General features: G+C 47.3%; 13 protein-coding genes. 7 read left to right on the top strand and 6 right to left on the bottom strand.

Annotated features, from left to right (window positions below):
• Positions 1–27 precede the first annotated feature (27 nt).
• Both AB4Z08_RS20510 and AB4Z08_RS20515 read left to right on the top strand, forming a co-directional pair.
• Complete coding sequence (locus AB4Z08_RS20510; RefSeq protein ID WP_441575648.1) at positions 28–306, top strand: hypothetical protein; 279 nt, start codon at positions 28–30, stop codon at positions 304–306.
• A gap of 33 nt (positions 307–339) precedes the next feature.
• Positions 340–1935 carry a glycoside hydrolase family 76 protein gene (locus AB4Z08_RS20515; RefSeq protein ID WP_441575649.1) on the top strand — a complete coding sequence of 532 codons (1596 nt, stop codon included), beginning with the start codon at positions 340–342 and terminating at the stop codon, positions 1933–1935.
• Positions 1936–1980: 45 nt separating this feature from the next.
• Here the strand turns inward: AB4Z08_RS20515 and AB4Z08_RS20520 are convergent, their stop codons facing one another.
• From AB4Z08_RS20520 to AB4Z08_RS20530, 3 genes are all read right to left on the bottom strand, one after another.
• A complete protein-coding gene (locus AB4Z08_RS20520) occupies positions 1981–3156 on the bottom strand; it encodes an FAD-dependent monooxygenase (RefSeq protein WP_441575650.1) in 1176 nt (391 codons plus the stop codon).
• Positions 3157–3345: 189 nt separating this feature from the next.
• On the bottom strand, positions 3346–4929 hold the full coding sequence (locus AB4Z08_RS20525) for a flavin monoamine oxidase family protein (RefSeq protein ID WP_441575651.1): 1584 nt from the start codon (positions 4927–4929) through the stop codon (positions 3346–3348).
• Between the two features lie 36 nt (positions 4930–4965).
• The gene (locus tag AB4Z08_RS20530) at positions 4966–6906 is read right to left on the bottom strand and encodes a thiamine pyrophosphate-binding protein (protein WP_441575652.1); all 1941 of its coding nucleotides are present in this window, start codon (positions 6904–6906) and stop codon (positions 4966–4968) included.
• A gap of 254 nt (positions 6907–7160) precedes the next feature.
• Here AB4Z08_RS20530 and AB4Z08_RS20535 point away from each other — a divergent pair, with 254 nt between their 5' ends.
• A complete protein-coding gene (locus tag AB4Z08_RS20535) occupies positions 7161–7511 on the top strand; it encodes a hypothetical protein (RefSeq protein WP_441575653.1) in 351 nt (116 codons plus the stop codon).
• 26 nt (positions 7512–7537) lie between these two features.
• On the opposite strand, the gene AB4Z08_RS20540 is transcribed toward AB4Z08_RS20535, so the two are convergent.
• Positions 7538–8071, bottom strand: coding sequence for a methylated-DNA--[protein]-cysteine S-methyltransferase (locus AB4Z08_RS20540; RefSeq protein WP_441575654.1), 534 nt, complete (start codon positions 8069–8071; stop codon positions 7538–7540).
• 147 nt (positions 8072–8218) lie between these two features.
• The gene (locus tag AB4Z08_RS20545; RefSeq protein WP_441575655.1) at positions 8219–8578 is read right to left on the bottom strand and encodes a hypothetical protein; all 360 of its coding nucleotides are present in this window, start codon (positions 8576–8578) and stop codon (positions 8219–8221) included.
• A 175-nt stretch (positions 8579–8753) separates the two neighbouring features.
• On the opposite strand from AB4Z08_RS20545, the gene AB4Z08_RS20550 reads away from it, so the two are divergent.
• Positions 8754–9329, top strand: coding sequence for a hypothetical protein (locus AB4Z08_RS20550; protein WP_441575656.1), 576 nt, complete (start codon positions 8754–8756; stop codon positions 9327–9329).
• Positions 9330–9410: 81 nt separating this feature from the next.
• On the top strand, positions 9411–9962 hold the full coding sequence (locus tag AB4Z08_RS20555) for a hypothetical protein (protein WP_441575657.1): 552 nt from the start codon (positions 9411–9413) through the stop codon (positions 9960–9962).
• 58 nt (positions 9963–10020) lie between these two features.
• On the opposite strand, the gene AB4Z08_RS20560 is transcribed toward AB4Z08_RS20555, so the two are convergent.
• Entirely contained in the window at positions 10021–10527 is a 507-nt protein-coding gene (locus tag AB4Z08_RS20560; RefSeq protein WP_441575658.1) for an RNA polymerase sigma factor, read from the bottom strand.
• Between the two features lie 164 nt (positions 10528–10691).
• Here AB4Z08_RS20560 and AB4Z08_RS20565 point away from each other — a divergent pair, with 164 nt between their 5' ends.
• Together AB4Z08_RS20565 and AB4Z08_RS20570 are read left to right on the top strand one after the other, a co-directional pair.
• Positions 10692–11705: a FecR family protein gene (locus AB4Z08_RS20565; protein ID WP_441575659.1), complete on the top strand. Its 1014-nt coding sequence runs from the start codon at positions 10692–10694 to the stop codon at positions 11703–11705.
• Positions 11706–11758: 53 nt separating this feature from the next.
• Entirely contained in the window at positions 11759–15181 is a 3423-nt protein-coding gene (locus AB4Z08_RS20570) for a TonB-dependent receptor domain-containing protein (RefSeq protein WP_441575660.1), read from the top strand.
• Position 15182: the final 1 nt, after the last annotated feature.

The raw sequence follows: 15182 nt of genomic DNA on the forward strand, positions 1-15182 counted from the left end.
TCGTATTTATCATCAAAATACAATAGCATGTTTTTAAGTTCCAACATGGGGCGTACGCTCTTGCTGTGTTTACTGTGCCATACTACCGGAACGGAAAAGGGAAATTTTGTTGTGCATCACCATGAAGAGCTGGAACAAACAGCGTACAGGATAGACCTGCCACCTGCTGATGCAACGGTGCTTTGCATCAGCAGGTTTACATTGGGTGTGGGCTCCAATTCCTGCGGACCACCTCCGTCCGGACCTTTTGTGGTAGGCAGTGAACCAGCAGATTTTGATTATGAGCTGTCGTTGCCGGGTGATTAATTCCTCATTATAAACCCTTTAGAAATTCCACACATGAAAAACAAATTTATGCTCCTCCCGGCCATCGCATTATTAATGCTGGCCGGGGGATGTAAGAAAACCCTGATGAACACTGCTGCCCCTGACTCCACGGTGGGAATCAACAGTGCCAAAGCCTTGCTGGCATTGAATGACGTGAATACAAAAGCGGATAATGCCATCAGCGGATTTAATGCCACTTTTCTCCTTACTTCCGGCTCCCTGCAGTATTATAAAACTGCTGTTAACAATTCCGAAAAAGATTATTTCTGGTGTCAGGCATTGGATATCCAGATGATGGAAGATGTGTATCTGCGCACTAAAACTACTGCGCATAAAACACTGATCTCAAATTTGCTGAATACATTCCTGATCCAGAATGCCGGTTCAGGCGGCCAACAGGACTGGACCTGGAATGATTACAATGACGACCTGCTATGGGCGGGGCTGGCATTTGCACGTGGTTACCAGATCACCGGCAATACTACCTACCTGAATCAGGCTGCCTATGCTTTTAACCTGACCTACAACAGGGGCTATGATCAGCAACTGGGTGGCGGTATCTGGTGGGATGTTGCTCACGCCAATAAATCCGGACTCAGTAACAATACAGCTGTTATGCTGGGTTGCTACCTCTATGAATTCACGAAGGATCCTGCTTACCTGACAAAAGCATCTGCCGTGTATGACTGGATCTGGAATAACCTCTTTAATCACAGCTCCGGCGCTGTTTATGAACATAAACGGCCAGATGGAACGTTGGAGATGGCAGACAACGTGTATAACAGTGGTGCGTTTATAAGTGCTGCCACGCATCTTCACCGGCTCACCGGCCGGGAATCCTTGTTTGATGACGCGAAAAAAGCGGTTGATTATGTCATCGCCAACAAAACCATTAATGGTATTCTTTCCAAAGATCATCGCAACGGTACCTGGCAATCTGAGTTTGCACGCGGGCTGGGCGAATTTGTGCGCGACAATAACCTGTGGAGCACCTACTATACTTTCATGCGTCAGAATGCAGATGCCGCCTGGAATGCCCGCCGTACAGACCTGAATGTTACCTGGAATCAGTGGACCGTGACTACCCCAACAGATAATGTGACTGCCACACTGGAATGTGTCAGTGCTGTGGTGATGTTGCAGGTAACACCTGCCACGCAACCCGGATTTACAGACGGTACTACCTATCGCCTCACACCGAAAATAAACGGCGGCAGTGCATTGGATATCGTTGCTGCTGGTACACAGAATGGTAGTCTGGCCAATATCTGGGGCTGGAGCAACGGTAGTCATCAGAAGTTCCAGGTAGTGACACTTGGTAAAGGATACTATCGTCTTGTACCGGCACATGCCACTGGTCAGTCGCTGGATGTACCCGGCGCCACCACCACGAATGGAACACAAATAGATATCTGGGGAACCAATACCTCTTCCGCGCAATATTGGAAGCTGGTATACGACTATGATGGCTACTATAAACTGAAGCCTAAATGTGCCCCGTCCAGCTGTCTGAATGTGAGTGGTAACAATCCCAATAACGGTACCTCCTGTGTACTCTGGCCGGAGAGCAACGGCGATAATGAACGTTGGGTTTTACAGCTGCCATAAGTAATAGATTTAAAGAGATGAGTAGTCGTGATACTATTCATCTCTTTAATAATTTTTCAATGTAACCGTATTAGCTACTTTTCTGGGCATTTCGATCATCATATTTTTCCATGGTGTATAGGGAAGGATCTTCCATATTTTCTTACTCATCCAAAGCTTGAAGCGGGTGGCAGGTACAAACCATTCCGCGCCATCTGCCAGCTTCTGGCTGGCAGTCACAAAATCGCGCATTTGGGCTTCATAGCGGGCAAAGGCGATGGTGTGTTCGCCTTCCGCTGCCTTGAGTTCGCCCGCTAAAATATAGGCGCCCACAACAGCCATACTGGTGCCCATGCCAGACATTGGAGAGGCGCAGCCGGCGGCATCACCCAACAGCGTAACGCGGCCTTTCGACCAGGTATCCATTTTAATCTGGCTGGCGGAATCGAAATAAAAATCAGTGGCATTGTCCATATATTCCAGCAGTTGCGGCACCTGCCATTCTTCGTTGGAGAAACGTTCACGAATCATTTGTTGCTGTGCATTAATATCCCGGTAGTCATAGTCGAGTTTGGGTGCCGCAAAGTAAAAGCTGGCCCTGGCTTCGGTATCCTGTTTGGCGCTGAAGATGCCCACACGTTTCCCCAATGTACCGTAAAAAAGACCAGCCATATTTTTCAGCTGCATAAAATTAGGGATGGTGAATACAGCGAGATAAACACCCAGGTGATGTATGAAGTTGGATTCATCGCCGAAGGCTACTGACCTGACTTTGGAATGCAATCCGTCTGCACCTACTACCAGATCAAAACGGCGGGTATTTCCGCTGAGGAATGTGACGGTGGCGCCGGTAGCATCCTGTGAGATAGTAGTAACAGCATCATCGAAGATATATTCCGTGTCCTGTTTGCTCGCTTCATACAATACATTGGCGAGGTCGCCACGAAGTATTTCCAGCTCACCACTGGTGAAGCCATCCGGCATCCGTGCCACTTCTTTATTTTTTTTATCCACGATACTGATCTTGCCGGAGCGGGTTTCGTATTTGCGTATTTCTTCCAGCAGGTTCATTTTCGCCAACACCTGCATGGCCGTGCCGCGAAAGTCTATGGCATAACCGCCGGAACGGATGTGCGGGGCGCGTTCCACAATAGTTACTTTAAAGCCATAACGGTTTAACCAGAAGGCCAGTGCAGGGCCGGCGATACTTGCGCCAGAGATCAGGATGTGTTTTGTTTTCATACCGTCAAAGCTATAACGGCAGATAGGGAAGGACAATTTCAAACAGGTAAGGGCACCGGATAAGTCGGTGAAAACGGGAATGTTTCAGGTAAATGTGTAGGCTTCTTCAAAAGTAAAAGCGTTGGATGATAATTCATGAAGCCACCCCAAAACAAGAGTGTAAGCTTGTTTCAGGGTGGCTGGTATTCATTATAATTTCTTCAGCATGATCTGTGCCGTTTGCAGTGCGCCTTCTACCCAACCCTGGGCATCGGAGTAGGCTTCGCCGCAAATGAACAGGGGACAGTTGTCAATGGGATGCACGATTTTATCTCTTACCTCCCAGCTTTTTACACCGATGTTCCAGCTGTTCCATCCACCACCGTACGGGTCTTCGCCCCAATCGCGGAAGGCGGCGCTTTTTACTTCCGGGGTAGCATCGATATCGTGTACCTGGCTTAGTTGCCTGGATATTTCGTCTACCATACGTTTGGGTGCTTCGTAATCACTCCATTTCTGGTTAAGACCATATTTGCCGGCAGCGGCTTTAACAGGCAGTTTATCATCTGCCCCGCGGAAAGCGTCCACGATTGTTCTGGAGCGTCCCAGTCTCCAGGCCAGGCTGCGCTTAGGTCTGAGGCCATCCCAGAAGCCGGTGTTATTGCCGTCATCATAACTGGCCAGCAGCATGGACTTGCCCTGGGTGGGCGGAGTACCATCATCTTTGGGCCAGTAGTAGGTTTGTCGTACAGGTATATCCGTTACGGTGCGGCCGGTTTCAATAGGAGGAGTGCCTTCTACTTTTGTCCACCAGGGTTCGTCATAAGTGGTGAACAATTTAAACAGCGGGCGCCCGGTAACGCTGTTGATCAGGGTATTGATTTCCTGCAGCTTTGGGCTTTGAGGGGCCAGCAGTTCCAGGGAACGGCGTGGCATTGCCAGGACGAGCTGATTGGCCGTGATGCTTTCATCGTTGAAAACGAGATGGAAAACATCGCCTTTCCAGTCGAAGCGTTCCAGCTTTTTATTGAGTGAAATGCTGCCACCCAGTTCTTCGAAGAATTTTCCGAGTGTGATAGGTACCTGTTGAAAGCCATTTTTAAAGCCCATATAATGCGGGGTGATACCAAAGTCTGATAAGAACCAGGGAATGGCATCTGCCGCATTCCAGTTGACGAGTGTGGTATCGTAACCACCGGCATCTAAGCTGAACTGGTAACCTTCGCTGCTGACTACGCGGTACAACAGGTTCCAGAAGCCCCACTGATAAAGCGGTAATCCTTCGAAGGTGGCTGCCTGTACCATTTTACGGCGTTCTTCATCTGTGGCTGCGCCGATGCCGGGCACTACTTTTTCGATGGCATCTACGATGATGGTACCGGGACCTTTACCGTATTCGTTTTTAGAAAGACGGTAAGGTACTTTTGCAGGATCTTTTATGAAATCAGCGAGCCGCATATGAATACCGCGCAGGTAGGCGATGTTTTGGTCTTCATCTACCGGAAAATCAAATAATGTAATTTTTTCTTCGGGTGGTAATTGCAGGTTAAGTTCTGCTATCAGCGCCATGGCTCTTTCCTGAATGTTTTCCAGTACCCGCATCCCGCCGAGTTCTGCGACCATGTTGTCAATGCCTGGTGGTCTCACGGAAAGCAGGCGGCCACCGATATGGCCGGAGCCTTCATACAGCGCAATTTTTTTGCTCTCTCCATATTTCTGTTTCAGTTTCCAGGCAGTATATACTCCGGAAACTCCACCGCCAATGATGGCGATGTCGACATGTGCATTTGCCATAAAATGTTTGTTTTGGGTTTATAGGAAATTGTGGTGTTAGAAAATAGCAGGCATGTTAGCCGGAAGCGGCGCGGCGCCTGTTGCTGCGGTGTAAAGTGCCACATCGTTATGATGGAAGATATCCAGCGCGGGCTGTTGCAGGTAATGTTGGGTGATGGCCGCCTGACTGCCTGCTGCTGCCTTACCTGCCGGTGGAGGCGGGGTATCCTGTGCAATGCGCATATCCAGTATGTAGGAGGTTTTGTTGTTCAGCACATGATCAATGCCTCTTTCAATGGCTGCTTTTACATCACCGGGTGTTTTTACCTGTTCGCCTGCATCTACACCAAATCCTTTCGCCAGGTTTACGTAGTCGATGTAGGGGCGTTCCAGCCGCAGATAGCTGGGGTCCATAGTGGAAGGATGCCAGCCATATCCCGGAGCAGATCCGTATGCGGCTACCACCTGTTGTAGTCCCAATTGCAACGTATGGTATTCCTGGTTGTTGGTGATGATATAGAGAATGGGTAACTGTTCATGTGCGGCAGTCCACCATACCTGCGGATAGAACAGGGCGGAGCCATCACCCACGGCATTGATCACCAGCTGTGTGGTGATGCCCTGCGCGGCTTTAGCCTCAAGCTTTATGCCCAGGGATGCCGGCATAGACCAGCCAAGCGATCCGCCGGCTACACAATAATAGCTCACCGGCTTAGCACCGGTAGTGCCCAGCGGCAGAAAGTATTGGAGGGGGGCGCCATCAGAAACGGCTTCGTGAACATACACATATTTATCAGTGAGTTTGCGTTGTTCGATGGCATCTTTCAATGCCTTTGCAACCACCACTGTCCATATTTTTTCCTGCTGCATGGCCTGTTGCAGGTAGGCATCCCATTTTGCTGCACGGGTCACAGAGAGGACCTGCAGTGTTTCATTTCTTTTGGCAGCATCTTGTGGCGGTTTTGCTTTTACGTAGCTGTTGAGAATGGGGAGCGTTGCTTTTACGTCTCCGAAAATGGCCGCTTCGCCATAATAGTTTTTGGCGATATCCCAGGTGTTGTTGGTGAGATATATTTGTTTGAGGCTGTCGGGAAACAGCGGGCCGTCTGCGTATTTGAATACGGCCAGTTGCGCCTGTGCGCCGAAGCCAACAAGAAAGGCCACATCATGTTTTTGGAAGACACCTTGTATGGCAGCCTGCCCACCGGGTAATTCTCCCTGCCAGTGATAATCGTTGTTAGGGAAGTTAGCTACACTGCTGAAAGTTTGTAGTACCACCGGCGCCCCGATGAGTGCTGCCAGCTCCTGTAATTCACTCCATGCATCGGCATAGCCCACTGCATCTCCTGCCACGATTACGGGATTTTGAGCTGCCGCAAGGAGGTCTGCTGCCTGCCGGATAGTAGCATCATCGCCGGTGAAGTGCGGGGAGATACGGGTAACGCCTTTTACTTTGTCGTTGTCGCCGATGGCCACCATGGTAAAGTCCCATGGAATAGAAACAAACACGGGGCCATTAGGAGGCGCCATGGCTTCTTTAAATGCCCGTTGTAATACCAGTGGAATTTCAGAAGGGGTACGTACTTCGTGGGCCCATTTCGTATACTGTTTAGCCAGATCCACCAGGTTGGATGCCAGCAATGGTTCCTGGGTGACCAACTCATTTTGCTGCTGACAACAAAGGATGACCAGGGGCATTTCTGAGCGCCATGCATTGAACAGATTGCCGATGCAGTGGGCAATACCCGGGGTAACGTGTACAACCAGTACACCCGGCTTACCGGTCATGCGGGCCGATCCCATGGCCGCACCGATTGCAATATTTTCATGTAAACATTCAATGTACCTTACACCGTTAGCTTCGTAGCTGGTGCCATCAATAATAGGAATTTCGTTTGTGCCGGGTACGCCAAAAATGTAGTGAATACCGAGGTCTTTGAGGATGTCGAACACGTAATCCCGCGTCCAACGCGTAGGGCTGGAAGGTAACTTTGTCATAAATGGGAAATGATTAGGGTGAGTGTTAATTACATAGTGATTAGTAACTTGTTATTTTGAGTTATTACGACTGTTATTTTGAGATTTATTTACTGTAAGGATAGTCTATTCAATGCCAGGGTTAGGAGTCCGATGTATATCGGTTTGCTAATATAGGGATCATTTCAGTAATGAACCAAAATTTTTTTTGAGGGTAGTAGAAGTGGGTGTAACATTCGGTATCTGTGAAGCGTTGAACTGAAAAATGAGCACCTATGAAATTTATGTACTGTATTTTTGCTGTAGCATTATTAGTCCAGGCCTGTAAGAAAGATAAAGACAAGGTAAAAGCCTGTGGCATAGAAAACCCCGCTACCAACATTCCCTGGCTGAAACATACCATAGACAGTTTCATGACCATCAAACAGGGAGGAGATGTGCGGGTGCTCACCTATAACGGTCAGGACTATATTAATGTGCAGCAGATCGGGTTATCTTGCTGGGCTTGCGGTTTGCATACCTGTGATGGCCGTCGCTTAACTTTTCCCGGTGACAGTGCCCTCATCGTACAGGTTTCCCATGTTGGGTATGAAAATTCAAAGCTGATTTTAAGTTTTGGTTACTGATCTCTTCTTAGTGCCACAGGCAGGGATTATCCATTTGATTCCTGCCAGGCAATTTCCATTTGAGTATCCATTTTTTTCGCCCCTTCCAGGGATAATAGCGCCGCTTTTGCATGGAGACCACCAGCAAAGCCGGTGAGCGCTCCTGATGTGGCAATTACCCGGTGACAGGGAAGGATAATAGAAATAGGATTTCTGCCGTTGGCAGCGCCTACTGCGCGTACTGCTTTGGGATTTCCCAGCTGATTGGCTATCTGCAGATAGCTGCGGGTTTCGCCATATGGGATGGTAGATAGCGCCGTCCACACTTCTTTTTGAAAGGAAGTGCCTATTGGGTCGAGTTCCAGAGAAAAATCATGACGTCTTCCTTCAAAATATTCTTTTAGCTGTCGTTCTGTTTCCAGTAATACAGGATGGGTATCATTTTTAATATCAGCTGTTGCATGCACCCTGCCAGGACGGTCGTTTTCCCAAAGTATAGCGGCGAGCCCCCTGTCGCTGCCAATCAGCGTCAATTGTCCTACCGGAGAATCTATGTATTTGTAAGCGTATGCTGTTGCCATGAGTCATATGAATTAATGGCAAGTTATAACACTTTTCGCTTTCGCGGTGCAGGCAGTATTTTAAATACCTTCCTGCAAAAGCACCTGCTATTTTCAGCTACCTCAGCTAATAATGCCCGCTAATGCTTTCGCAGGAAGGGTTACTGATTAATAAATGGAAGCAAACACAGTACCGGTAATATTAACACTGGAGAAGGTGGCACTTCCCGTAGAAGTAGTAACGGACTGTGAGCCGAAAGTAAAGGTATGCGAACCGGGTGCAGACGTATACATGTTCACCGTATAATTTCCGGCCGTCAACGGACCATAGGAAGAACCACTATTAGGATTCAGATAGGCGCTGACGTTAGTTGGCCCATACAGGTAGATAGCGCCCGTATAGGAGGTGCCGTTATTCACGTTCAGACCAATACTGAAAAAGGAAGAAATACTCTTTTCCGCGTGCAGGATCTGTAAAGGCAATAAAGCGATAGAACAAACGATCAGAAGACAAAATAGTTTTTTCATAACAGTAGTTTGTGTGATTTGAGGTAGCTGCCAACGGCAGAGGGTTACAGAATTCATAACAATATAATGCGGCGGACTTATAAATGCAAGCGTATTCTTGTGTAACAAATTTTAATCATTTACTATTGCATTATCCGGAGGGATTTACCTAAATTAAAGTCTTATTTAAAAAACTATGATGCGTCACCTGTTCAGACTATGCCTGCTACTTTTTATCGGCCTGCCCGCAATGGCACAGAAGTCAGCAAACGAATTACATTATACCAGCAGCCAGCGGCAGTTAATTACTGTGTATAAGGGTACTATTTTCGTGAATGGCAATAAAGCTTTTATATTTCATGAAGACATTATCAACTATCCCAGCAAGCGCAACAAGCTGGTAGAAAATGGATCTTCTGTTTTTCTCTTCCTGGAGGTAAACGGTGCCCCGAAAAAGAACAGGCTGTATGTATTCAAAATAGACCACTCCCTGGCAGATTCTGTTGTGAATGCCATCAGCTCAGATGTGAAAGATTATGACCGGGACGGTAACCTGGAGTTTGGGGGAAGCGATTTGACCCAAACCTATCCTGCTGCGGACTCTATGTATTATGTTCCTTCAAGGTTTTATGAAATAAAGAAGGGGAAAATTACTTTTGATGCGGAGCTAACGGAAACTACTGACAAAAAAGTAAATGGTATTTATCTCGATGAACCATTCGATAGCAAGGGAAATCCGAAAGTGATCCCCAAATCAAAGAAACGTCATTAAGTATAATTTCTCCCAAAAATATTTTTATAGATAACGGCTTTGAGTAACGATACTCAAAGCCTTTTTTGTAAATTCAATATTATGAAAGGAAAAGAGTTGTTACCCTTTTTAGGGTATAGCGTGGATCACCCTGATTTCATTGCCTTTCTGGAGGCGCATGATCTGGATATACAGCAGTTGCCGGATCCGCGGCAGCCACAGAAGAAAGTAAGTAAATATTTGAATCCCCGCTTTAAGCAGGGGATAGAGTTTACGTTTGACCGGGACCATCCGGAAGAAGCAGCTGCACTAAAGAAAGCAGATCCGGAAGGGCGTAGCATTTTTGCTCCTGAAGATTACCGGATTAAAAACGACGTTGGAAACGGGCTGCTTTATTTAACCCGGATAGCATTTTTTAAGCCTGAATTACCGGATACGGCGGTTGTTCAACTACCTTTTGGTTTGCAGTTCCTGGATACCTATCACACCATAGCCAAAAGATTAGGAGAGAAGAATTTGCATGGCCCGGAGAATAGTCGTTATTATGAGGAAGATGAAAGTGATTTCTATTATGAACGTTATCATATTTATGTGTATTTCGAAAGAGGAGATCCGGAGGAGAAATTGCAGCAGCTGGCTGTGATGCTGAAATAGGGAAGGAGATATTATTACCTTGATAACTTTTTGCTTATTGGTGATTGCATTGATATGATCAGTAAAAAAAAGTCAGCATTTTGCGTAATGCCCTTAAGCTACCTGATACACGTTTTTCCAGTGTGCTTACCGATACATTCAACAACTGAGCTGCTTCCCGGTAAGATTTTTCTTCTTCTTTGATAAGGTGAAAGGCGGCCCTTTTTTCTGGTGTAAGACGCTGCATGCCTTGTTGTAACAGCAGCTGTGTTTCTTTGAACTGGTATTGTTGTTCCGGGTCCATTTCTCCTGGCCTGTTGTCCGCATCTGCAGGAAGCTCCATCACGGAGATGGCTGTACGTATTTTTTTCCGGTGATATACTTTCACCATATTATAAGCAATACCGAAAACATAATTAACGGGGTCTTGTAGTCCTTCCCATTTCTTCCACAGTTCCAGATAACATTCCTGTATCAGGTCTTCCACCTGATATTCATCCTGGATTTGCTTCCGGAAAATCCGGTATAGTCCATCCCGGGTAGTTTCAAATACTTGTAAGAATGCTGCTTCTTCGTTCCTGGACATAGATAGGGCAGTTGCGGCAACAAAACTATAGCATTCCCCTCCACATCCGCATGCTGTTAACAATAAGTTCACATTGAGGATTGGCGGAAAACGATTCATAACGACAGTTTATTGGAAAGCACCGGGTAATTACATCCGGATGATAGTAAATAAACAATCAACAGATGAAGCCGCCTGTATCGATCTGGAAAAAATATCAGGACGCCACCGCCTCCCGGGAGGAGCTGGAAGCGCTCGACACCTGGTTGCAACAAGCCAACAGCGATGAGTTAGCCGCCTTGTTTCAGGTGGATGCTGCAGATGCTGCGGGCGAAGAAGGCATTCCAACGGAAATGGCTATACGCTTACAGGCGCGGTTGCAGGAAATGCTGCCATCAGGCAAGCGGATATATTCTTTGCGTAACTATGCCGTTCGCTGGGCGGCCGCTTCGGTGCTGATTGCAGGTATCTCCAGCCTGTTACTGTATCTGCCCCGACATCGCAGGGCCGGATCAGAAATGGGGCAGATCCCGGCAGCATGGGACAGCATCGCCAATACATCGGCCGGTGTAAAGGTGCTTACCTTGCCGGATCAGACCAGGATATGGCTCAACAAACAGGCGGTACTCTATATCCGGAAAGATTATAGCAACAGCCGGGAAGTACGTTTGCAGGGTGAAGGTTATTTTGATGTTGCCCGTGATGAAGCGCATCCTTTCAGGGTTACTACCGGTAACGTACAAACGCTGGTGCTGGGTACCGCATTCAATATTGATAATACACCCGGGCAGCGTGCGGTATATATCAGTCTGGTGAAAGGCAGCGTAAAGGTACAGCATCAGGCGGCCCGGCAGGCATCAATCGACACCACGGCAGTGATCCTGCAACCGGGGGAAATGCTGACAGCCGACCACCAGGGTGGCCATATTCCGGTCAGCAAAATAGGGGTAGCAGATGTTGGTGCCTGGATGAAAGGCAACCTGGTATTTAACCAGTTGCCGCTGTCGGAAGCTCTGCCTAAACTGGCCGCTTACTATGGCATCCGGATACAGGCTGCTCCTGCGCTGCTGCAAAATAAAACAGTAACAGCTTTGTACCGGCAGGACGAAACCTGGCAGGAGGTATTACATCACCTGTTATTTATTTACCAGTTATCTTATAAAACAGGACCGGACAAGGAGATCATTATACACTCCTGAGTTGCCGGGTATCACACCAGCTTCTTGTAGCTAAAGATTCAAACAACACATACATGATGAACGTATTTTCCGGATGGAGGCGCCACCGCCCCATCTGCCAGCATCTGTTGCTGCTGCTATTGCTATGCCTGTCAACAACCAGGATTTCTGCCCAGGTGGCCAGCCTTGCAGGTAATGTAACCCTGCAGTCAGATAGAATTACCGTAGCCGATATAATTGCCAGTCTGCAAAAACAGACCAACTATATCTTTTCTTATGATAAAAACAGGTTGTCGGCCATTACTGTACAAGACATTCACTGGAAACAGATCCCTTTGGGAAAAGCCCTGACTGCGCTACAGGAAAAAGCAGGGCTGGAATACACCCTGCTGAATAATAATATAGGCGTTACAGTTAGGTCGCGCAGCCAACAGACCAAGCCCGCAGGTAATGGTGAAGCAAAAGGCCGTATCGTTGATTTTGAAAGCGCACAACCATTGCCCGGAGCCACAGTGAGTATTCCGGAAGCAGGGCAAACCGTGATATCAGATGAAAAAGGATTCTATCAGTTCAAAAAAGTGCCTGCAGGCATTTATTCTTTAGTAATTACATATACCGGTTATCAGAAGAAAACCATACCCGGTATACATCTGCAGGAAGACCGGGAAACTGTCACCGATATTAAAATGCAGGCAGGAAAAAACCTGGATGAAGTGGTGATACAGTCCGGCCCCCGTAAAGTAAAATCTGTTACACATTCTACGGAAAGAGAACTGCTGACGGAGTTGCGGGGAGCAACCGGTGTAGTGTCGGGTATCTCCAACGAAATGATTAACCGCACATCCGACCGCAATGCTGCGGAAATAGTGAAGCGGATATCAGGTGTAACGGTGGTGGATAATCGTTTTATTGTAGTACGCGGCATGAACGAACGCTATAACCTTACTTACCTGAACGATAACCTGGCACCTTCTACGGAAATGTACAGCAAGGCATTTGCGTACGACCTGTTGCCAAGCAGCATTATAGACAAGATACTGGTGTACAAATCGCCACGTCCTGATCTGAACGGTGAATTTGCCGGTGCTGCCGTGAAAGTATATACGAAAAATGCAGTGCCGGTAAAGCACATCGATATCGGTATACAGCTGGCCCATCGCCCGGGTTCTACCATGACAGACATCAACAGCTACAAAGGCGGTAAGCTGGACTGGCTGGGCTTTGATGATGGTACCCGTAAACTGCCTGGCTTTTCACCAGCCTATTTCCAGTCGGATAAAAGTGCGGGGAATATTTCACAGGCAGACATGCTGAAGTCATTTACGTCTACACTGACTACACAAAAAATGACCAGCACACCGGATATGCAGTTGTTCTTCAACTACTATAACGGCTTTCACCTCGGGAAGGCGTGGCTGTATAACCTGAGCTCCATTACCTACACAAAAGAAACCACCAGTTTTGACGTATACCGGCAAACGGGTAATACTGATGCTTTCGGAACTGCGAGGGAAGACCAGAACATAGGTGGTAATAACCAGCGGGGACACTCCGCACAAAGTACGGAAACCGGGAAGATCAACCTGCTGGAGAACCTGACGCTAAAACTAAGTCCCCATCATACCCTGCAATTCAAAAATTTCTTTGTGAGTGATGGCCGTAGATCCAGCAGCATCAATGATTTGCAGGCAAATGTTACGCCCCGCGCAGATACCGCATTATTTTCCGCCAACAGGCAAAAAAACATTCTGCTCTCTTTTCAGCAACGCATATTGTATTCCGGCAACCTGGGGGGCATTCACGACTGGAGCAGGCGCTATCAGCAGCGCCTGGACTGGAACCTGGGATATACCTACAATCAGCAGAATGTACCGGATCAACGCATCAGCCGTTTTCAGACTTCTGCCGGCCATCTGTCCTTTGATGATCCCGGACTGAGTTATACAACAAATGGCTCCAACAGTGCGGAAAAGGAAGCTTTCCTGGGCATGATCTCCCGGCTTTATGTAAAAAATAATGAGCATTTATTTAATGGTACTGTTGATTATACTTTTCATGCATCCAATCAATGGCTGTTGAGGGCAGGTACCTTTCAGTCGTTCAAGCAGCGTAATGTAAGCCGACGCTTTTTGCGCGTGAACAGGGCAGGATTGGCGCCCGGAGAGGTTAGTATACCTTCTAATGAAGGTGCTTCCGGCGGATGGCCCCAGGGATATGGTGTAAGCAATCCCGCGCTGATCAATTTTCATTTACAGGATCTGAGCAATGTATGGAGTACCACCTACTTCCCGGAAAATAAGAGTGGATTACAGTTATATGATGCCACCAGCCCGGTAGATAAATATGTGGCCAGTGAGCAGTATAACGCTTTCTATGGAATGACGGAATGGAAAACACCGGATGAAAAACTAACGCTGAATGGTGGTGTGCGAATAGAATATGACCGGCAGCAACTATCCGGGGCTACCGCTTCCGATAATGGAGCGATTAACCTGGTATACATAGATCATCCTAAAACATCCGTACTGCCTTCTGTGAATTTCAGCTACCGTCCAACCAGTAGCTATGTAATTCGTACAGGGTGGGGGCGCACGGTAAACCGGCCCGAGTTCCGCGAGCTTACGCCGTATAATGATTTTGATTTTGTAAATAATGAACTGATTAAGGGAGATGAACATGTGGTGACTGCCACAATCGATAACTATGATCTGCGACTGGAATATTATCCACGTAATGCAGAACAACAGGAAACCTTCAGTCTGGGGGTATTCTACAAAAAACTACAGGATCCGATAGAGCGTATCCGGTCAGAGAAAAGTGGGTATGCCGATGGACTGGGCTTTACCAGCATCAGTTTTGCAAATGCGAAAGATGCCACTGTATACGGATTGGAAGCAGAAATAAAGAAAAGTCTGTCTTTCCTGGGCGGCTCCTTTTCCAAACGACTGAGCATTGTATTGAATGGTACGCTGGTTAAGAGCAGTACACAGCGCATCATTACTAATCACTATAATCCTGTAGTAGGGAGGGATACACTCGTTGTATCCGGGAGACCTTTACAGGGACAGGCGCCTTACGTATTCAACATGGGACTTTTCTATGAACACCCGGCTACCGGTACCAAGATTGGCCTTACCTACAATGTAAATGGTCCGGTGATCTATGCCAAATCATCCGCCTCCAAAGACGTGTTGTATACGAAACAGGATACGCTTGAGTTTACCGGCACGCGCCCGGATCTGTTACAGTTGCCGATGCACTTGCTGGATTTGTCCATTACCCAGCGTATTATCAAATCATTGAAAGTGAAATTCAGCATACAAAATTTGTTGGATAAAGAATACCGCATTGTGGAAGACTATGGTTACAATCAGCATTACAATAAAGAGTATCCGGTGCAGAACAACACCGGGGAAACCTACTACAAGGGAGACAATATCTATAACCGGTACAAGCCCGGTCGATATTTCCTATTGGCATTAACGTATGCTTTTTAAA

Source organism: Chitinophaga sp. RAB17 (assembly GCF_052114225.1).
Taxonomy (GTDB): Bacteria; Bacteroidota; Bacteroidia; order Chitinophagales; family Chitinophagaceae; genus Chitinophaga.

Bases quoted from the DNA above. Each gene is read 5' to 3' on its own strand.
- AB4Z08_RS20550 (WP_441575656.1), top strand. From the start codon at position 8,754: ATGATGCGTCACCTGTTCAGACTATGCCTGCTACTTTTTATCGGCCTG.
- AB4Z08_RS20515 (WP_441575649.1), top strand. From the start codon at position 340: ATGAAAAACAAATTTATGCTCCTCCCGGCCATCGCATTATTAATGCTG.
- AB4Z08_RS20545 (WP_441575655.1), bottom strand. From the start codon at position 8,578: ATGAAAAAACTATTTTGTCTTCTGATCGTTTGTTCTATCGCTTTATTG.
- AB4Z08_RS20540 (WP_441575654.1), bottom strand. From the start codon at position 8,071: ATGGCAACAGCATACGCTTACAAATACATAGATTCTCCGGTAGGACAA.
- AB4Z08_RS20520 (WP_441575650.1), bottom strand. From the start codon at position 3,156: ATGAAAACAAAACACATCCTGATCTCTGGCGCAAGTATCGCCGGCCCT.
- AB4Z08_RS20570 (WP_441575660.1), top strand. From the start codon at position 11,759: ATGATGAACGTATTTTCCGGATGGAGGCGCCACCGCCCCATCTGCCAG.
- AB4Z08_RS20565 (WP_441575659.1), top strand. From the start codon at position 10,692: ATGAAGCCGCCTGTATCGATCTGGAAAAAATATCAGGACGCCACCGCC.
- AB4Z08_RS20510 (WP_441575648.1), top strand. From the start codon at position 28: ATGTTTTTAAGTTCCAACATGGGGCGTACGCTCTTGCTGTGTTTACTG.
- AB4Z08_RS20525 (WP_441575651.1), bottom strand. From the start codon at position 4,929: ATGGCAAATGCACATGTCGACATCGCCATCATTGGCGGTGGAGTTTCC.
- AB4Z08_RS20555 (WP_441575657.1), top strand. From the start codon at position 9,411: ATGAAAGGAAAAGAGTTGTTACCCTTTTTAGGGTATAGCGTGGATCAC.
- AB4Z08_RS20535 (WP_441575653.1), top strand. From the start codon at position 7,161: ATGAAATTTATGTACTGTATTTTTGCTGTAGCATTATTAGTCCAGGCC.
- AB4Z08_RS20560 (WP_441575658.1), bottom strand. From the start codon at position 10,527: ATGTCCAGGAACGAAGAAGCAGCATTCTTACAAGTATTTGAAACTACC.
- AB4Z08_RS20530 (WP_441575652.1), bottom strand. From the start codon at position 6,906: ATGACAAAGTTACCTTCCAGCCCTACGCGTTGGACGCGGGATTACGTG.